The organism is Paenibacillus sp. FSL H8-0260 (genome assembly GCF_045040625.1).
In the GTDB taxonomy this organism is placed as follows: Bacteria; Bacillota; Bacilli; order Paenibacillales; family Paenibacillaceae; genus Paenibacillus_AQ; species Paenibacillus_AQ odorifer.
The window spans coordinates 268001-287966 of sequence record NZ_CP150298.1 but is presented as its reverse complement, the minus strand read 5'-3'; the positions used below and the strand labels follow the sequence as shown (position 1 = coordinate 287966).

General features: G+C 43.0%; 13 protein-coding genes and 1 tRNA gene. 2 read left to right on the top strand and 12 right to left on the bottom strand.

Annotated features, from left to right (window positions below):
* Positions 1–166: 166 nt before the first annotated feature.
* From MHI51_RS01330 to MHI51_RS01310, 5 genes are all read right to left on the bottom strand, one after another.
* Positions 167–412: a hypothetical protein gene (locus MHI51_RS01330; protein ID WP_405173497.1), complete on the bottom strand. Its 246-nt coding sequence runs from the start codon at positions 410–412 to the stop codon at positions 167–169.
* A gap of 216 nt (positions 413–628) precedes the next feature.
* Positions 629–1729, bottom strand: a complete 1101-nt coding sequence (locus MHI51_RS01325; protein WP_076218290.1) for a glycerol dehydrogenase — start codon at positions 1727–1729, stop codon at positions 629–631.
* 164 nt (positions 1730–1893) lie between these two features.
* Positions 1894–3288, bottom strand: coding sequence for an MATE family efflux transporter (locus tag MHI51_RS01320; RefSeq protein ID WP_076218289.1), 1395 nt, complete (start codon positions 3286–3288; stop codon positions 1894–1896).
* A gap of 118 nt (positions 3289–3406) precedes the next feature.
* Positions 3407–3490 (bottom strand) — tRNA-Leu (locus MHI51_RS01315).
* 227 nt (positions 3491–3717) lie between these two features.
* Positions 3718–8052: a bifunctional 2',3'-cyclic-nucleotide 2'-phosphodiesterase/3'-nucleotidase gene (locus tag MHI51_RS01310; RefSeq protein WP_405173496.1), complete on the bottom strand. Its 4335-nt coding sequence runs from the start codon at positions 8050–8052 to the stop codon at positions 3718–3720.
* Between the two features lie 816 nt (positions 8053–8868).
* On the opposite strand from MHI51_RS01310, the gene MHI51_RS01305 reads away from it, so the two are divergent.
* A complete protein-coding gene (locus MHI51_RS01305; protein ID WP_076126935.1) occupies positions 8869–9306 on the top strand; it encodes a hypothetical protein in 438 nt (145 codons plus the stop codon).
* 36 nt (positions 9307–9342) lie between these two features.
* Here the strand turns inward: MHI51_RS01305 and MHI51_RS01300 are convergent, their stop codons facing one another.
* The 7 genes from MHI51_RS01300 to MHI51_RS01270 all read right to left on the bottom strand — a co-directional run bounded on the left by MHI51_RS01300 (position 9343) and on the right by MHI51_RS01270 (position 18261).
* Positions 9343–10257 carry a polysaccharide deacetylase family protein gene (locus MHI51_RS01300; RefSeq protein WP_076275908.1) on the bottom strand — a complete coding sequence of 305 codons (915 nt, stop codon included), beginning with the start codon at positions 10255–10257 and terminating at the stop codon, positions 9343–9345.
* Complete coding sequence (locus MHI51_RS01295) at positions 10229–11551, bottom strand: MFS transporter (RefSeq protein ID WP_076275907.1); 1323 nt, start codon at positions 11549–11551, stop codon at positions 10229–10231. The genes MHI51_RS01300 and MHI51_RS01295 overlap by 29 nt, the downstream gene beginning before the upstream one ends.
* 154 nt (positions 11552–11705) lie before the next feature.
* Positions 11706–12239 carry a DUF1854 domain-containing protein gene (locus tag MHI51_RS01290; RefSeq protein ID WP_076275906.1) on the bottom strand — a complete coding sequence of 178 codons (534 nt, stop codon included), beginning with the start codon at positions 12237–12239 and terminating at the stop codon, positions 11706–11708.
* Positions 12232–14427 carry an ABC transporter ATP-binding protein gene (locus MHI51_RS01285; protein ID WP_405173495.1) on the bottom strand — a complete coding sequence of 732 codons (2196 nt, stop codon included), beginning with the start codon at positions 14425–14427 and terminating at the stop codon, positions 12232–12234. Before MHI51_RS01285 ends, MHI51_RS01290 begins: the two co-directional genes overlap by 8 nt.
* Before the next feature lie 160 nt (positions 14428–14587).
* On the bottom strand, positions 14588–16969 hold the full coding sequence (locus MHI51_RS01280; RefSeq protein ID WP_175618986.1) for a phosphoketolase: 2382 nt from the start codon (positions 16967–16969) through the stop codon (positions 14588–14590).
* A 293-nt stretch (positions 16970–17262) separates the two neighbouring features.
* Positions 17263–17985, bottom strand: coding sequence for a GntR family transcriptional regulator (locus tag MHI51_RS01275; protein ID WP_076126926.1), 723 nt, complete (start codon positions 17983–17985; stop codon positions 17263–17265).
* An 87-nt stretch (positions 17986–18072) separates the two neighbouring features.
* Positions 18073–18261 carry a hypothetical protein gene (locus tag MHI51_RS01270; protein WP_036687195.1) on the bottom strand — a complete coding sequence of 63 codons (189 nt, stop codon included), beginning with the start codon at positions 18259–18261 and terminating at the stop codon, positions 18073–18075.
* Between the two features lie 311 nt (positions 18262–18572).
* Here MHI51_RS01270 and guaD point away from each other — a divergent pair, with 311 nt between their 5' ends.
* Positions 18573–19937: a guanine deaminase gene (guaD, locus tag MHI51_RS01265; protein WP_342410332.1), complete on the top strand. Its 1365-nt coding sequence runs from the start codon at positions 18573–18575 to the stop codon at positions 19935–19937.
* Positions 19938–19966 lie beyond the last annotated feature (29 nt).

The following is a 19966-nucleotide window of genomic DNA, read 5'->3' as shown; positions in this document are numbered from 1 at the left end:
AAAACAATCTAAATATTCCCTTTTGTTATAATTATTTTATTATTTAAGTTAGTATTAATGTTAGTTATTCCGAAAATAAATAACAAAATTCAATTTAACATAACAAAAACAGACACCCCGCAGGAGTGCCTCCCAATAATCATATAGATGAGATCCGATTCATTTATCAATAAGATTGCCCACTTGAATCCTCGAGCACTACCTGATAACCCGACCCTCCAAATAAGGGTTTGCAAATCGTTGCAACTCTCAGCGACGCACTTTCCGTGTACTCTTTGCACACATAATCCATTCCAAGGCTTCCTGCTGCCTGCTTGTTCTGACGCTCCGAATTTCCGTGAATTACTGCTATTATTACCGCTCCAATAATTATGATAATAAGGACTAGATAACCTAAATGTTTTTTTCTCATCTTTCCTCCTTATTACATAGAGTGATATTGGCACAGCAACGGGGCGATTAGCAATAATCTCGTTTCCGTAGGCACCCTATCCCGTGATTAAGTATGCCGAAGCCGATACCTATAAGCATAATTTTACCCCTACTCTACTTCAACAGCTTAACCTATATAAAAACAAAAGGCACCCCCAAGGGCGCCTTCATTATCACTACATATTAGTTGTGCTAGTTATTTATAAGACTCTGCCAGCGAGTTCGCCACCACTATCGCATTGTACACATCTTCCGGAGTAACCGGGAACGGCATATTGCCCATTGTGTCTCCTTCTGCACAAGCAGCTTCAGCAACTTGGCGCCATTCGGATTCGATAAATTCCGTGCACCCCAGATCGGCGAGGGTTAGCGGAAGATCTACATCCTTGATAAGCTCAATGACAGTTTCCAGCTCCTCATTTGAGGCATTTTCCAGTACTAACTGGGCTAAAAGACCAAACGTAACCTTTTCACCATGCTGAGCTTTGTGTAGTGAAGGAACGGCTGTCATCCCATTATGGATAGCATGCGCGGCAGCCAGACCACCAGATTCAGCACCCACACCACTTAGATAAATTGTCGCTTCAATGGTCTCCTCCACCGCGCGTGTATAGAGCTTCTGATCGACCGCACGTTTAGCTTTTACCGCATTCTTAAGTAGAGCTTCATAACAAAGTCTTGATATACCTAGACCCGTTGTAGAAGGTTTCATGAGTACGAGATTGTCGCCATTAGAGGCATAACAAGCACGGGCTTCAAAATAAGTAGCCAGTGCGTCGCCAATTCCAGCTGCGAAAAAACGGGAAGGCGCTGAAGCTAAAATCGCTGTATCCGCCAAGACCACATCCGGATTACTTGGGAGGAATAAGTATTGATCAAATGAACCATCTTTATTATAAATGACAGCCAGCGCTGTACATGGTGCATCAGTAGATGCAATCGTCGGAAAAATAACTACAGGCAGCTTCTCATAATACGCAGTAGCTTTGGCGGTGTCCAGTGTTTTACCTCCACCGATACCGACGATGATATTCGCCCCAGCTTTACGGGCAAGTTCCCGATTACGATTAATCTCTTCCTGAGTACATTCATAATTGAATTTTTCAAAAGTAGCCTTATTCCCCGCACCTTCGATGGAACTCCCCGCCTCTTTCTTAGCACGTTCCAAAATGAACTCATCACAGATCACATAGGCATGATCGCCAAACGCCTTAATATACTCATTCAGATCTGACAGTAAGTTATGGCCGGAGATAAATTTCTTTGGTGAAGTAACGGATCTAACGAAATGTGACATTGTGCAAGACTCCTTGTTGTGTGTTTTAGTAAGCATAAAGACGCAATTCCTACATATTATTACCCCGCTACCCAAGAAATACTCAAGCTGCATTCTCCAAAGGCACTCATCAGAGCATACAAAAAAGACACCCCTCAGGGCGTCCTTTGATTTTTTTATATCTATTATATAACACGATGCTGAACCCATTTCTTGCCCATAAATCGCCGCAGGAAAATCAAACCTCTGATCCCCCACTCACAATTCATCGCCAGCCAAACGCCGAGTATACCAAAGTTCAGAACAATACCTAAGATGTATCCGAGCACTACACGGAACAGCCACATCGTAAGCATCGAAACCATGGAGGTGAATTTGGAATCCCCTGCCGCTCTAAGCGCCGAAGGCGTAATAAAGCTTATAGACCATAACGGAATTTGCGCAATCGTATTGATGAGCACAATCAGGAAGATATCACCCACAATCTCAGCAGGAGGATGGAACATAGACACTAATGGATTGAAAAAAGGCATAATCAGCAACCCCATCACCACCAGGGAAAGAGAAGAGGCGACAAGGAATGATTTAATAAATTTTCGAGCATCCTTAACATTATTGCTTCCCATACATTGTCCCACCACTGTAATAATCGTCAAGGACAACGCATTCCCCGGGATTTGCATAATCCCTGCAAAGGAGGAGGCAATCGCATTAGTCGCAAGTGCATACGTACCCAGACTAACGATGAAGATCTGAGTCAGAATTTTACCACCATTAAAGAACATCTGCTCTGCCGCAAACGGCATCCCGATGAACATTATTTTTTTCAGCATAGACAGCTTAACCGCTACAAGATCGCGAATACGGATATGCAGATCGTTGTCCAATCGGAATAGATAATAAAGTGCGCAGAACGCCCCCAGGTATCTAGCTATATTTATAGAAATGGTCATCCCCAGAACACCCATATGCAACAGGTTAATAAAGACGAGATTCAATAAGACATAAGTTAAATTCATAATTAGCGAAAGTACAAGCGAGGCCCTCGTTCTACCAATTCCACGAAGAGCACCACATACCGCTTCCACAACAGCTATACCAAGATAAGAGATACAACTCCCGATTAAATATATTCGGGCGTTCTCCATAACCTCCGGTGAGGCCGCTCCAAATAGTAAATTCAACAGCGGATTGTGAAAAAGAATTCCGAACATCCCAATAGCAAATGCCATCAGCGAAACAGATGACGTAGCACCTGCCGTAGCTTTTGACACCATGAGGTCATTGCCGCTCCCTTTATACTGCGCAACAACAACCGTCCCACCTGTTGAGACGGCAATAAACACACTAATGAGAAAAATATTAAGAGAATCTATCATATTGACCGCACTGATAGCTGCCACACCAGACGAGCTTATCATAGCTGTATTCACTAGATTAAGACCCACCACAAAGGCCTGATCCACTAGGATAGGGATGAATAAAGCAATCATCTGACGATAATCTATCGACTCCCCAGAAAAATACTTTTCCAGAAACCGCACACTTTGCTTCGTATTTACACCTACATTAGGCTCCATCTTTGCTTCACTTCTTTTACATAGAGTTTGTCAAATTGAATTATGCGTATAAATAGAAAAAGGCTCTTCAGGTTGAAGAGCGATTCAAAAGTATTGCCTGTTTATATGCACTTAGGTATGCGGTCGAGAGGACTCGAACCTCCACGGGGGTTAGCCCACACGGACCTGAACCGTGCGCGTCTGCCAATTCCGCCACGACCGCACAAGATATAAAAAAATACAGTGCAGAATATAAGTTAACATGATTTCACAGAAAGAGCAACAACAAATTTAACAAGTAAAAGCGCCTTCGGTGTCCTTGTAAGGGCAGTAAGCGTTTAAGGGAAGACTATAAGAGTATTGGTGTCACTTATACTTTCTTATATTTAAAAAAAGTGTATCGATGCCCTCAAGAGGATCATCGATACACTTTTAGTTAGAACAATAGAATTATGATGCTTGTCCAAGCATGCGATAGATGATAACCGCTGCTTGAGCGCGATTAGCTATACCCTTAGGTGCAAATTTCCCACCATCAACACCGTTGACGATTCCCAATTGAGTTAGCTGTGCGATAGCCTCTTGTGCATAAGGAGCAATACTGGATTTGTCTGCAAACTTACCCAATGCTGCATTTTTATCAATCGGCTGTAGTTTGTCTTTCAGTGCGTTAGCAACCATAATGGCCATCTCTTCACGAGTCACTTCACGACCCGGTTCAAATTTGCCATTTCCAGAGCCTTGTACAAGTCCAGCCTTCACCGCAAGGGCGATAGAATCCGTGTACCAAACTCCTTGTTTAACATCGTTGAACGAACTGGTTGTTGCTGAACCCGTAAGATTCAGTGCGCGTACCAGCATCGTAACGAACTCTGCTCTAGTCACTGTTTTGGTTGGCGCAAAAGTATTTGCATCCAGACCTTTCAGAATGCCCTTAGCAGCCAATGCTTCAATAGCTTCTTGCGCCCAAGCTACCTTGCCCAGATCCTTGAAGTTTGCTGCTGGCGCAGTAGTTGGTGCAGGTGTTGCCGTTGGCGCTGTTGATGGTGCTGGTGTTGCTGTTGGTTTCGCGGTTGGAGTAGGCGTTGGAGTTACACCGGTAGAACCGCCTCCACTGCCACTGCCTGATCCCGAATCAGCCTTTAATTTATTAATAATACGACCTTCAATGGCTGCTTTAATCTCTTTGCCATTAAACGTTTTTACAATGTAGTCGTAGAACACGTCCAAATCAATAGGTCCAGCCAATGAATCACTAGCTTGAGTCAGAACCTTGTAGTTATCTCCACCCGCAGCCATAAAGTTATTTACTACTGCTGTATATTTCTGCGTAGGATTAATTGGTGTTCCATCAGTTAGTGTGAGGCTCGCAATACGATCGGCTACTGGCAGATACATATTCGCTGTATATTTCAGTCCGGAAATTTGCAGCGTTTTGATATCTGGTGTTCCATCAGCTTTTACATTCCATTGCTGTTGCAGCAATGTTTTGATTTGCGCTCCGGTTAGTGTCAGCTTCACAAGCGTGTTGCCGAATGGCTGAATTTTAGCCAGATCGCCGAAGGTTACAGGACCTTTCGGAAGGTCCGCACGGATACCGCCTGGATTCATAAAGGCGAAATCGGCAGCTTTTGCACCATCGCCGAAGTCAGCATTACGCATAGAGTCAGCAATCAGATTACCAAGTGCAGCCTCATTATTGTAAGCATCGGTACGAGTGATAGTTCCGTCCGTTGTACCCACTGGTTGAGTGAGCTCAGGATGTTTCTCAAGGTAAGCATTAACCAGTGCCACACTTTCCGGATCTGGGGTTACCCCATCATGGAAGGTGGAAGTTACCACAGCAGACTTGTCCTTCACATCACCTGTTTTAGGATCAATGATCAACTTGATATCCTCAAATGCTGTACCGTAAGAATAAGCTTGTACAATCAGCTTGCCGTTTACTGTTCCATTTGCAAGTGCATGGTTATCACCAGCAACGATAACATCAACAGGGGATTCCGCAGGAAGCGCATTGGCTAGATCAGCCGCTTCACCTGTAGTCACACCATCTTTGGTTGTTGCAGGATCATGCGCAAGCACGATAATCGTCTCAACACCTTTAGATTGAAGTTCCTTAGCGTATTTCTCAACAGCCGCCACTTCCTCATCAGGCGTAAGGAAATGCACGCCAGCCGTACCGGAAGGTGCTACCTTGCTTGGTGTGGATTTCGTTACCAGACCAATAAAGCCGATCTTCACACCGCCTACTTCTTTGATTACATAAGGATTAATAATTGGCTCGCCAGTTTTGGCATCCACTGCATTCGCATTAACATAATCAAAATCAGATCCAGCATGGTTAACTTTATTATCCTTAGGGTCGACACCGCCATAAAGCTGTGTCATCAGTGCATCAACACCTTGGTCAAATTCGTGATTACCAAGAGAACCCACATCAAATTTCATCATGTTCATCCAAGCATGAGTCGGCTCATCGCGCTCAAGGGATGATACTGGAGCGGATGCTCCAACGGAGTCACCATTATGGAAGAGTAATGAGTTCTCATATTTTGCACGGGTTGCTTTCAAATAAGTCGCGAGATAGGCTGCTGTGCCTACAGACTTATTGTTCACTGTAGAAACAGTGTCGAGTTGACCGTGGAAGTCATTAATTCCAAGAAGGTGAACCTCCACATCTTCCGTCGGTGCAGGTGTCTTCACACTTAGATCTAGCTTGAAAATTCCAAAGCCCTTATTATCTTGCTGTCCAGTATCGGAAATGTTCGCTGGGAGTACATTTGCCGCTTTAGGTGTTGTTGTAAATGTAACATTCACATTGCCCTTGATGGGTGCCAAGGACCAGTTACCATCAGCAGTTGGATCAATCGTACCAGCTTCACTGATGTAGTCCATCAGAACCTGACGATTCTCATCTTGAGAGTCTACAACCAGCTCTGCACCTTTAACACCCGGGAAGTTCCCGCCACCACTTGCGCGGTAATTATTAGTAACAACAATGAAATCCTGATCTAGATCTAAAGGTTGATCATTGTAAGTGACATCCGTTACACGACTCGAAGAAGCATCATTAATCGTACCATCCGGATTGTACTTCGCGTTTTTCGTCACATCAATTTTATATTGAACCCCATCGATTACATCGAAGTTAAAAACTGAAAATTTCGTATTCAACAGAGACTGCGGAGTCGAGATCCCTGGTTTGATGCGGTTAAATGCGCCCGCACTCATTTCCAGCCATTCTTTTACAACAGAACCCTTAACCTTGATTGCTTTAAGCGTGTTGTCATATAGATAAAGGTCGCTTGCGCTACGAATAGTCAAGTTCCCTTCATCAATACTAGTGTATTCTTCTGGACCGTTACGCCCTGCTTTAAAAGGAGCACCCACGCTTAGAATTGGCAGATCTTTATATTGAGGAACATTGACATCAATATAGTTCTGTACGTACCATTTCTGTGCGTACGTAACAAGTTGGACGGTAGGATCATCTTGAACCATTGCGAAGTAACTGTTCATTGGAGCCGTCGTAACGCCCAGTTTTTGTTCAGTATAAGCAATAGTAGCATTATGCGCTGCTGCAACCACAGCATCTACAGTCGGGTCAGGCTCAACAGTAGGAATGTTAACCTTGTTCACCGTCTTGTAAATGGAAAGTGCTGAAGCTTTTGAGCTTTCCTTATCTACCGTCCAGCCTTTATCACCTTGTACAATATCCAGATCAATTAGACCCAAATAAGCACCGCCGTAACCAGCTTGTACAGCAGGCGTACCGTTAATGTGGCCATTCACATTATCAATTACTGCTTTCTCGTTATTATATGGCTTGTCAGTAACAGGGTCCTTGAACAAACCATCCAGGGTATCGTCTTTTCCAGTCGGGAATACCTTATGCGTATGAGAGAACGTGATTGCATCAATACCTGCAACCTTACTCAGCGCATTAATGTCGTTCTCAGAGCCATCACCCTCAACAGCATTGATGTCAAACCCAGCATGGGCCATAGCGACAATGACATCTGCTCCTTCAGCTTTCATTTCTGGGACAAACTTCGTAGCCGTTGCTGCAATATCTTCAACGGTAACTTTGCCTTCCAGATTAACCTTGTCCCACTCCATAATCTGTGGAGTAACCAGGCCTATCAGGCCGACTTTAATCGTATGTTCTTGACCATTACTATCCTTTAATTTCTCATTGAGAATGACATAAGGAGTAAAGGCATTCGAGCCATCTTTTTTATATATATTTGCATTCACATAATCAAAATTTGCACCTGTTGTATCCTCATGTCCATCACTACCATTTATAGTACGATCTAAAAATTCCAATCCATAATTGAATTCATGATTCCCAAAAGTCGCAGCGTCATATCCTATAGCATTCATGGCCGCAATCATCGGATGAATCTCAGTTGGATCTTTAAGTTCCGATTTTTTCGCCACGTAAGTACCTAACGGAGTTCCTTGAATCAGATCCCCATTGTCAAGCAGGAGGGTATTGGATTTTTCGCTTCTAGCTTTCTTCACCAAGCTTGCTGTGCGGTCAAGACCGACAGTTACCGATGCCGCATTCTTAAAATAATCCCAGCCATACACATTGGTGTGTACGTCTGTTGTGCTCATTAACCGGAGCTCAACCTTTGCTCCAGATGCGGGTGAAGCAGCTACCTTATCTGGACTCCAAACTGTGCCCAGAACGACTCCGCCTAGTACCTGCGCTGATAGCACAGCAGTTGCCAGCACGGACGCAAGCGGCTTATTCCATCGTGTCTTCCATCCCATAATAATATTAGTCCTCCCTATCATTTTCACATAATTTCTGTGATATTATATCACACAAACATAACCAATTATCATATAATTGTAAAAATAATATAAAACAATGTTAAATATAATAACATAAGAAGAAAGACCTAGACTTATGAATCCGTTTTTATAGGTCAAGAGTCAATAGATGCAAAAAGAACACATCTTCACCAGATGTGTCCTAAAAACAATCCTATATAAAGTCTAGAAAAGTCGAATCTATGTCCGGCACTACTTTTTACCCATTCATAGCAGTAATCCCAAAACAGATTGCAGTTATTAAAGATAAGGGTGTCATCACAAGTTTTTCTTTCATGCTCCTCGACAATAAGTTCATTATAGTATTAAGCATTAAATAGACGGCAAAAAAATAACATACCCTTCTATCAAAAGGTAATCCAATAGAGATCACATTCCCTGCCTGCAATAAGTACAGGATGGCAACTAGCTGTATCACTACTGAAACTCCACACGCGACTCTCATTTGTGAAGGCATAATTCTATGTCTTCCTCCCATTGCAAATTCCCCATAAGGCAATCCCAGAGACAGCAGTATATAAAGAATCACTGCTCCCAAAAAAGTAATACTCCCAATCCATGCTGATATCAAGTTTTCACCCCTCCATAATTTATTTATCGCACATTAAATTATATGAGTGTAATGAATTATTATGGGCATCAACACAAGTGGTAGCTCTTTCACCCAAATATTTTTTTATGATGAACTAGCACAAGCAACACAAAAATATCTGAGTAATATAGAAGTAAATAGACCAATGAGGTGATCCACAAATGGCAAATACAACGAAGATTCGCAAACGTGCTGAACAGCTGAAAGGTAGACCCGTGTGCATTACGTTACATGATGGACGTACGTATATAGGATGGATAACCGGCCTCGATAAGAATGGACTGACCCTTTCCAAACCACGTAAAAACAAACACAGAAAATCAAAAAAACACTCTTCTTCCCGCTCCCGGAAAGCAAACGTATCAGGATTAATGCCCTTATTCGGCTCACTTTTCGGAATGGGTGGAGGCGCTCTAGGCTCCGCAGGAGCAGGGGCTGCCAGTTCTGGAGGCGGTGGTTTTGGCGGATTTGGCGGGTTCGGGGGAATCGGCAACTTTATTGGAATGGTACAAAAAACTATGCCGGTTATGAAGATGGGCTACAATATGATTAAATCTATTTCCCCCTTCCTTAACGGGCTAAAAGGATTAATGGGATAATCAAAAGACACCCCTCAAGGTGTCTTTTATTTTTGCTCATAATCTTATCAGGTTCTTTAACAATCTGGCTGCAGATCTTAACCGTGGATGTTTTAGATGCTCCTGTACATAACGATAATTGGTCAATTCAACCTTAGCATCACTGAGGGCATAGGTAAAATCATCATCAAAGGGCAACTTATACTCCCAAACTCGCTTACTCCAGTGCGGAATATTTGCTTGCATCCATGGATCGTCTATCCCGGGATGAATATAGGTCTCACTAACGCCATCCGGCAACGAATACAGCTTAGCAATAATAGATCTTTTAAAACTTTCATACGTCTCGCCTTCCTCTACACCAAAAGGATGCGATAGCAAATAGTCGGGAATCGGCACCCCAAACGTATCCGCCAGCCCTGCTCCAAGGGCAACTGGTCGTTCAATATTTTTCAGCGATGCCAAAAGCGGATCCTCAGCATGGATGTATCTGAAGAATCGTGAGGGCAATCCCCAGCGCGAAATTTTCCACAACGTCTGCGGTAGCAAGCTGCGTCCTGTTTCCACTCCGTATAAACTACCCATGTGGTTGTCTACATGGCTAATCACTATTCCCGACTGTTTTACTCGCTCGTACTGCGCATCTATCTCCTTTAGTACGGCTTTTGTCTGCGCCCCCTGTTCGAACTCTTTTACCGTCCTATATTGATGTCCGCTCTCGTCATGAAGAGAAGTCTCTCCCGTCAGGCTCGCCCAGCGCAAAGCCTCAAATTCACTAGTCATCGTCAAGTGAAGTCCCACATTCCGTTGTTGCCTGCGACTACACCATGCAGCGGCCTCCTCAAACCCAGGGGCCACCGCCATAATCGTTGCTGAGGATACCTTTTCCTCTTCCAGCAGATGTTTAATCGCCTGATTCATGGGGGGACTTTGCCCAAAATCATCACAATTGATGATTAATTTTTTGTTCATAGTCAGCCTCACCTCTCAAAGAGTCCATAAATGTAAATTTCATTGTGAAGGATATGACAACAGCTATGGCCAACAGACATAATGGCACCACACTTATTAAATACCTAAATGTCGCTTCAGGATCGGACCCTGGATCATCGCCGCCTTGATAGCCAAAGATCATACCTACAATGAAAAAAGCTAACGCAGAGATTAACCCGCTTGAACGAGTAATGAATCCGCTTACAGACGTGTAGATTCCTTCTCTTCTCAGACCTGTTTTTTCCGCATCCTCATCAATAATCTTGCCACCTACTATTGCTGGGGTCACTAGAAATCCGGCTAATCCGAAACCGACAACTACGCCAGCAGCCACACCACTTAAGAGATCATAACCAAACCATAACGGAATTACCGATAACGCATATAAGATCAGTGATAACCGCCACGCCTTAACCCCGTCCATCTTACGAATCATCCAGTACCACACGAATACTAATGGAATGACCGAAACAAAAACAGCTGCAAGTAAAATCGATACCTGAGCCTCTGAGATATGAAGTACATATTTTGCATAAAAAGGAATCATCGAGCTTACAAGTCCATTCACCGTTTGGGCAAAAGAGTTCGAAATATTAAACACCCAAAACTTTTTATTCCGAATGGTCTCCCGAAAAGCCGGAATCAACTTCAAGGGTTCCTGCTCTGTGGGCTCCTTCTTTTCTTGGACATTCATCATACATAAAAACATAAACACTCCAAAGAGACAGGCATACACTATAGCCATATTAGAGAAACCAATAGCTGCAAAAATAATTGGGGTTAAGGCAGTACCGATTAACAAAGCTACAACTTGATAACCTTGCTGAATCGCGGAGGCTTTTGCCCGAATACGGTCTCCACGGAAGAGCTCCGGGAGTAACGCTCCATAATTCACCCACAACACAGTGGCGACAGCCTCATAGAAAATAAGTGTGACTAGAAACCAAGTGAACAATCCATTTTCAGATAATCCGCCGGGAGGGGAGAAAACCAGTACAAATGCCAGCATGAATAACGGAATTGAGCCAAACACCCATGGTCTGCGTCGACCCAAACGAGTATCTGTGCGATCTGACCAATAGCCGAATAACGGATTGTTTACCGCATCCCAGATCAGAAAGATGGTTCTGGCTAATGTAGCAAGTCCAATGCCCAATCCTAATTTTTCAACATAAAAGTAACTGTAAAATGAACTAAATGCCTGACTGGGAACCATCATCGCAAACATCCCTAAAGCAAAGGTGTACGGCGAATTGATCCATTTATGCTTCACTCACATACCTCCCCTATGGTAAAGATCCGGTTGTAATATATTACCATACCGAAGAGAGAACGCCATCAAATTTTTCCTTAGCAGAAACTACGGATAAAAAAAAGAGGCCCCGCAGACCATCAACAAATGGCTGCGGAGCTTTTTCATAACTAGACTATAAAACATCCTTCAGCTTGTTTCGGCTCTGAACATCCAGGGCTAGATAATCACGGATTTCGCATCTTTTTCCATTGATATCCGTAAGAATGATTCGTTTATGACTTGGATACTGCATATGCTCGTGCAGGTTCCGCATAACGATCCGGGTCTGGCCCAGATTCGTTTGCAGCTCCCAAATCCACATATCCGCTTTTTGCTTAATAGAATCAATGCGGGTTACAACCGGAAGAAAATACCGCAGCCGGAGCTCTGTGTCCACTTCCACCCGACTTTCTTCATCGAGCTGATCAATGTCACGAATGACCCCGATCTCCTCACTCTTGGAGTTACGAACTGAAATATACTCCGTGGTATATTGGAATGGAAATATACGAAAAAGAATTAATTCCTCATAGACTTGACCCTCCACTACTCCTTGAAACACGCCACCTTGACTGCGGCTAAAAGAGATTGCACCCGGTTCAAGAATGTTAATCTCATAGGGATCTTTAGGATTCAATTCCCCGTTAACAAGATTCGGATCACTCATGCATCTCAACCCCCTTAATCTGCGACATTTCCTTCTGTGCCTCAACTAGCTTGAAGTAAGCACCTTCTGCAGCAAGCAATTCCTCATGTGTACCCACTTCAATGATCTTCCCGCGTTCAAGCACTACAAGACGGTTCGCATTTCTTAGCGTGGATAATCGATGGGCAATCGCGAATGTCGTTCTGCCTTTTACCAGTCGCGAGATCGCTTCTTGAATTTGCCGCTCGGTCACTGTATCTACAGAAGCTGTTGCTTCATCTAGGATTAGAATTCGCGGATCGTGAATTATTGCTCGGGCAATAGACACTCGCTGCTTCTCTCCACCGGACAATTTATGGCCACGTTCCCCAACTCTTGTATCATAGCCATCCGGCAATTGAACGATAAAATCATGGGCGTTGGCAATTTTTGCAGCGCGCATGATTTCTAATTCCGTAGCGTCCGGTTTAGAATAGGCAATATTCTCAGCAATCGTTCCGTCGAATAGAAACGTCTCCTGCAGCACTACACCGATCTGACTACGCAGATCTGACTGGCTGATATTTCGGATGTCCACACCATCGATGGTAATGGTTCCCTCATCTGTGTCATAGAAGCGACAGATCATATTAATGAATGTCGACTTACCGGCACCTGAATGTCCGACCAGACCAATCATCTCGCCCGCACCCACTTTTAAATTCACATTCTTGAGCACAGGATGATGTTTTTCGTATCCATAAGTAACCCGCTTAAACTCAACCTCACCGTTTACGCGGCCGATGGCTGCTGGATTCACAGTATCAGGCACATCTGACGGTGTATCCATAATTTCAAAGACCCGATCTGCTGCTGAAATCGCATGGCTGGCCCAGTTGATCATTTGGCTCACCCACTGCAAAGGTCCGAGAAGCATCCCAAGGTAGGTCACCAAAGCGATTAGCGTACCGATGGATAATTGTCCCTGTAGCACCGTTTTCCCGCCATAAAACCAAATTAATAACGTACCTACACCAGCAACCAACGCAAAAGCAGGAAACATCCCCTGCCATAAGCCTTCGATCCGAATATTATGCCGAACCAGCTCCTTATTGGCGACTGTATAACGTGACATCTCTGTTGTTTCCTGACCGAATGCTTTGACTACACGAATCCCCTGCAAAGAATCGCCAACCAAAGCGTTTAATCTAAAAATAGATCTCCACTGCTGGTACCAACGTCTGCCAATCATCGGCCATAACACTGTCGACAGCACCACCATAAGCGGCATAGGCAGCATAGCAAGCAGCGTTAGCTTCCAATCCATACTGAACATAATAGTGAAAATAGCGATTACCCGTAGCAATTCACCCGAGACCCAGATTACACCGTCAGTCATAAATTGCCGCATCGCCTCTGAATCATTATTCACCCGTCCAATAAATTGCGAAGATTGTCTTCGGTCGAAAAAAGATAAAGATAATTTCATCAAGGAATAATACACATCATGACGAAGATCACCCATGATTTTGGAACCAATCCATACCCCTATAAGTCCACGTACAGTCTGCATTAAAGTAATTACTAGGGATGTGGCTGCTAGCCCGATCACAATCCATAGAAGCGTTGAGCCCATATCCTTTTCTGTCAACACATTATCAACGATCATCTTCGTCAAAAAAGGTGGAACAAGCTCTACCAATGTAGTAAAAATCAACATAATCGCCGCAGCGATCATTTGGATCTTATAAGGCTTGGCATAGCTCAGCATCCGAAATAGAACCTTGCCGTTACTCTTGCACACCGGACAAGCTTGCGAATCTTCCGGCAGTGGATTGCGGCATTTTGGACAATTCCTTGGAAACTCTTTTTCAGAAGCGGTTGGCCGTTCCTCGCCTTTAGCTACAGCGCCAATTAATTTAGAAGCAAAACCAAATATAGAGGTAAGTGATGCTGTATAACGTATAAGTATAATAGGCCCCTCTTGGGTATCCACAAGCAACGATCCGCCGCCTACCCCGCCTACTACCCGGGCATCAGTAATATTCGAGACTAGAAGCTTTGAGACCAGTTTCCCGTCCGTTCCCCAAACGGAAATCTCCTTCTCAGTCAATACAAGCCACTGCTCACCGAATTGCCCATCTTTCATTAAATCGGATACAGAGTGAAATAAAGGTTGTTCTGTAAGCTGTATTTCTATAGACTTGGGAAGTTTATCAATAGATGTCATACATTTCTCCCCTTTCTTTACCCACCTATTTACTCACATATATTTACAGTGGTAAAGATGAAAAAATGATTATAATTGTTTTGTATGGTTATTTAAACAAATCAAAAGACACCTCTAAAGGTGTCTTTTTGTATTACTTCCTATGGTACTGGCTATACGCTTATTTCAAAGCTTTCCATACCCAGTTCTCTACTTCTGGCAAATCAATACCCTCTTCGCGAATGAATTGGTGATGTTTCTTAACGATAGCATCCATTTCATCTGCGATCGCTTTATAGTCGTTAGCATTAGGCAAGCTCAGAACAGCTTCCTTCGCCAAGTCAAAGCGGTCCATTTGATTCAATACGCGCATATCGAATGGTGTTGTGATATCGCCATTCTCGCGGTATCCGTGTACGTGCAGGTTATGGTTATGGCGATCAAAGAACAAGTCTTTAATCAGACCTTCATATCCATGGAAAGCGAAGATAACTGGTTTATCTTTTGTGAAAAATTGATCAAACTCTTCGTCAGATAAGCCACGCGGATCTAATTTTTGACTTCTCAGTTTCAACAAGTCTACCACGTTGATATATCTAATTTTAAGGTTCGGCAGTTTTTCATGCAGGATAGAGATGGCAGCCAAGCTTTCGATAGTTGGTTCTGTACCTGCAGAAGCAAAGACAACATCAGGCTCTCCACCTTGATCGGTGCTTGCCCAGTCAATAATCTTCAGTCCTTTATCCACCAGCTCTTGTGCTTCATCCGCACTGAACCATTGTGGACGAGGATGTTTGGAAGAAACAATCAAGTTAATTTTTTGACGGTCATTTAAGACGGTGTCAAAAACAGCCAGCAAGGAGTTGGCATCAGCCGGCAAATACTCACGGATAAATTCTGGTTTTTTATCAGCCAAGTGACCTAGCAAACCTGGATCTTGGTGAGTGTAACCATTGTGGTCTTGTTGGAATACAGTTGAAGTTGCTACCACATTCAATGATGGAATATCAGCACGCCAGCTTTGATCTGTTGCTTTACGCAGCCATTTGAAATGCTGAGTAATCATCGAATCCACGACACGCAAGAAAGCTTCATAGCTTGCAAAGAAACCATGGCGACCTGTCAATACGTAACCTTCAAGCAAACCTTCTGCCTGATGTTCAGACAATTGGGAATCGATAACACGGCCATAAGAAGCTAGGAATTCGTCATTCGGCTCAATCACTTGATCCAACCATTGACGTTTCGTCACTTCAAAGACAGGTCCCAGACGATTGGACATTGTTTCATCCGGTCCGAAAATTCTGAAATTGCGGTTCTCTTCGTTCAGAGAGATAACATCTTTCATGTATTTACCCAGAACGGCCATATCTTGTGCTATTACTTCACCTGGTTTGGAATTATCAAGTGCGAACTTACGGAAATTCGGTAAGTTTAGATCTTTAATTTGGTTGCCAGCATTAGTAACTGGGTTCATTCCCATACGTCTGTCGCCAGTTGGCAGAATCTCAGCAAGTTCAGCGTTCAGACGACCATTGTCATCAAATAATTCTTCTGGTCTATAGCTGTTCATCCACTCCAATAACGCCGGAGCATGCTTCATATTTTTTTGATCCACTGGAATCGGCACCTGATGGGCACGGAAAGAGTTCTCATTCGGAACACCATCCCATTGCTTTGGACCCGTCCAGCCCTTAGGAGAACGGAAGACCAACATTGGCCAAACCGGACGCGTCAGGTCATTGTTGTCACGTGCATTCTTTTGAATCGCTTCAATTCTTTCAACGATGGTATCAAGCACCTTAGCCATTTCCGGATGCATTAGATCAGGATTTTCGCCTTCAACGAAGAACGGTTCCCAACCCATACCTTTAAAGTATGCAGTAATTTCTTCTTTGGATTGACGAGACAGAATCGTTGGGTTACTGATTTTGAAACCATTTAAGTGCAAGATCGGCAGAACTGCACCATCAGTAACTGGATTGATGAACCGGTTGGAGAACCATGAAGCCGCTAATGGGCCAGTTTCAGCCTCTCCATCACCAATAACAACAGCGGAGATCAAATCTGGATTATCCAGAATTGCACCTACACCATGGGATAGAGAATAACCTAATTCGCCACCTTCGTGGATCGATCCAGGTGTTTCAGGGGCAGCATGGGAAGCAACTCCACCTGGGAAAGAGAATTGTTTGAACAATTTCTTCAGGCCTGGGATATCTTGTGTGATTTCCGGATAAATTTCAGTATAGCTACCATCGAGATAGGAGTTCGAAACCATAACCTGACCGCCATGACCAGGGCCCTCGATGTAGAACATATTCAAATCATATTTAGTAATGACCCGATTCAAATGGGCATAAATAAAGTTCTGGCCTGGAATAGTTCCCCAGTGTCCAATGGGCTTAATCTTTACGTCTGCTTCTTTCAGCGGTTCTCTTAACAACGGATTATCTTTCAAATACAGTTGACCTACAGAGATGTAGTTAGTTGCGCGCCAGTATGCATCAAGCTTCTCTAAATAAGTTTTTGATGAGTAATCAACATCCATGGATAATACCATTTCTTCCACTCCCCAAAATTTTTTCTGTGTCTACATTGCCGTAATTTCTTCCACAAGTACATCATACCGCCGCGAAAAATTAATTCAACCTTTTCAACAAATGATACGGTCCAATTTTGTGAAAATATGAACATAGTATGAAAAACAGTGTCAATTGTCTGTAAAAATACGTCAATATTAATATATATGTAAAAATATGGACTGAAGTTTGCGGGGGTATTTGCTACTTGTCCTTCTTCTATTTTGCGCAAAATAAAAAAAATAAGACCGAGAAAAATTCCCCAGTCTTACTTTTAATGAACGGACACAAAGGTATTAAATTTTAAGTATTTATAGTGGAAGCGCATATGGGAGAATTCAAATGGCGTGCCATTATCTAAAAAGAAAATCCCTTCCATAATGCTTACTGGCTCATTTGCCTGCAAATGCAGCAGCTCTTGATCCGTAGCCTCAGAGGGTTCTGCGGATATCGATAAAAAGGATTTGGTTACCGCCAGATTTCGTGAATCCTCCAAATAATTAAAGATAGATCCTTCAATAATGGTCTGATTTAAATTCTGCACGATTTTGATTGGGATATAACCCGTTTCAATCATAAAGGGTTCATCATCAAAAAGACGTAAGCGAATGATTTTGTAAACAAAATCATGAGGGCCTAAAAACAGATCCCGCTGTAGTTCTTCCGTTGGTGGAATGACCTCAAATTTCAAAACTTTAATCTTTGGCTTCTTCCCATTCATTTGAAAATTGTCGGTGACACCTAAATTAGAGCCTTCGTAGTTAAAAATAGATTCATTTTTTATGTATAAAGGATTTATAAATGTCCCTGAGCCACGCTTTTTAAAAATAATGCCGGCATTTGCCATTTTAGTCAGAGCACTTTTAATAGAACTACGACTCACTTGATAAGTTTCACTAAGCGTTCGTTCATCCGGTAATTTCATATCGGGAAACTGCCCAGCAAAAATTTTCATTTTTAAGTCATCAATAATTTGTTTGTAGACAAACTGTGTCATGAAGTACTCCTTTTCAGGTCGATACAAGTTTTATTTCAATCTTTACTATAACATAATAACCAGACGTTTATAATCTATCCGGCCAGCTTATTTACGTCGGCGATTTGTCATGCGATTGTACATCACTAAACCGGCAATGACCATGCCCAGCGTCCCCATACTACTTGCTGATTCAGCCTGCATACCAAACAAAATGCATAGGTTAGTGACCAAGCTTTTTGTAAGTACAGCAACAATAATTAACATCAACGGGCGCCAAATGTTGTATCTTCTCATCCAGGCAACACTCCTAATCCAATTTTCTCAAACTATTGATCGATTTCATCTATTATATCACAAGATAGTAACCGCATTCATTTCCTATAACCGTAAAGAAATCGAAGCCGATCAGCATTTTTTACTTCCCTCTATCTTTTTCTGTATTCTAGCCTAGCGAACGTGACGTCTATGCGTCATATTCGCTTTCAATTCCTCAGCTCCTCCTATCTGTCAATTACGCCTTTATTCGACTTTTGGTCTGGACTTATCCTTTTTCACGGATTATAATAACGAATGCACACCAAAAGACGAACATTAAGGCGGAAATCATGAGAAATTATATGCGAATATTCCTAGGCACTTCATTTTCTAGCCTATCCCCAAAAGAAATTCAAATTTTAAAGGATCATCTCTTCTGTATCAATTCGGATGGGATGATAGAAATGATCGTTGCACCGGAGCACGCCGACTATCAACCCTTGCTTGATGCTTATCAAGGTCAGGACAATTTTCATGTATTAGCCGAGGGCCAGTATTTTTTGCCCGGCTTTATCGATCTGCATGTCCACGCGCCACAATGGGCTCAATCTGGAACTGCATTAGATATCCCGCTCTATGATTGGCTAAATACTTATACCTTCCCACTGGAGTCTAAATTCTCGGACCTGGCTTTTGCAAAAAAAGTCTACGATGACGTGGTTGGTACTTTGCTCGCAAACGGAACCACTACAGCACTTTATTTTGCAACGGTGCATAAAGAGGCCAGTCTATTATTGGCTAAAATATGTGCGGAAAAAGGACAACGTGGACTCGTTGGAAAAGTGGTTATGGACGATCCGCAGGGAAATCCTGAGAATTACCGCGACTCCGACACCCACACCGCACTAGTGGATACGGAAGAATTTATACTAGCTGTACAAGAACTCGCTAAATCTACTAAACAAGGCGTTTATCCAGTAGTGACACCAAGGTTCATTCCAAGCTGCACTAATGAGGCTTTACAAGGCTTGGGAGAACTTGCCGCTAAATATGATACGTATGTGCAATCGCACTGTAGTGAAAGTGATTGGGCACATGGTTATGTGCAAGAACGGTTCCAGAAGAACGATGCTTTTGCCTTGCATGATTTTGGTCTGCTCAGTGATAAATCTGTCATGGCTCATTGTAATTTTTTAGATGAAAATGATGTGAATTTGTTTGCAGAGACAGGAACAGCTATTGCGCATTGTCCGATATCCAATGCGTATTTTGCCAATAGTGTCATTCCGATCGCTGACTTCCATGCCAAAGGCGTTGAGATTGGTTTAGGCTCTGATATTTCCGGAGGTTTTTCACCTAGTCTCTTCGACAACATTAGACAAGCCGTAATGTCTTCAAGAATGCTGGAGGATGGTGTGAATCCCTCACTTTCTGCACAAAACCGCGGAGTACCGGGATCACGAATTACGATCCATGAATCCTTTTATCTTGCTACCGCTGGCGGCGGAGAAAGCTTAAGCTTACCTATCGGCCGGTTACTAGAAGGTTATGCATGGGATGTTCAAATAATCGATACGAAAGTACACTCGGCGAAATTGCCCGTCTTTGATGAGAATGAAGATTTGCAAGATATTTTTCAAAAGATAATGTATCTGGCTAGACCTGAAAATATCCGTGAAGTCTGGGTACAGGGTGAAAAAGTTCATTCGCGTTAAAGATTAATTAAACTAGAAAACTTAAGGTG

Excerpts from the sequence above, each read along its gene's own strand:
- MHI51_RS01330 (WP_405173497.1), bottom strand. The coding sequence starts at position 412 with ATGAGAAAAAAACATTTAGGTTATCTAGTCCTTATTATCATAATTATT.
- MHI51_RS01325 (WP_076218290.1), bottom strand. The coding sequence starts at position 1,729 with ATGTCACATTTCGTTAGATCCGTTACTTCACCAAAGAAATTTATCTCC.
- MHI51_RS01320 (WP_076218289.1), bottom strand. The coding sequence starts at position 3,288 with ATGGAGCCTAATGTAGGTGTAAATACGAAGCAAAGTGTGCGGTTTCTG.
- MHI51_RS01310 (WP_405173496.1), bottom strand. The coding sequence starts at position 8,052 with ATGGGATGGAAGACACGATGGAATAAGCCGCTTGCGTCCGTGCTGGCA.
- MHI51_RS01305 (WP_076126935.1), top strand. The coding sequence starts at position 8,869 with ATGGCAAATACAACGAAGATTCGCAAACGTGCTGAACAGCTGAAAGGT.
- MHI51_RS01300 (WP_076275908.1), bottom strand. The coding sequence starts at position 10,257 with ATGAACAAAAAATTAATCATCAATTGTGATGATTTTGGGCAAAGTCCC.
- MHI51_RS01290 (WP_076275906.1), bottom strand. The coding sequence starts at position 12,239 with ATGAGTGATCCGAATCTTGTTAACGGGGAATTGAATCCTAAAGATCCC.
- MHI51_RS01285 (WP_405173495.1), bottom strand. The coding sequence starts at position 14,427 with ATGACATCTATTGATAAACTTCCCAAGTCTATAGAAATACAGCTTACA.
- MHI51_RS01280 (WP_175618986.1), bottom strand. The coding sequence starts at position 16,969 with ATGGTATTATCCATGGATGTTGATTACTCATCAAAAACTTATTTAGAG.
- MHI51_RS01275 (WP_076126926.1), bottom strand. The coding sequence starts at position 17,985 with ATGACACAGTTTGTCTACAAACAAATTATTGATGACTTAAAAATGAAA.
- MHI51_RS01270 (WP_036687195.1), bottom strand. The coding sequence starts at position 18,261 with ATGAGAAGATACAACATTTGGCGCCCGTTGATGTTAATTATTGTTGCT.
- guaD (WP_342410332.1), top strand. The coding sequence starts at position 18,573 with ATGAGAAATTATATGCGAATATTCCTAGGCACTTCATTTTCTAGCCTA.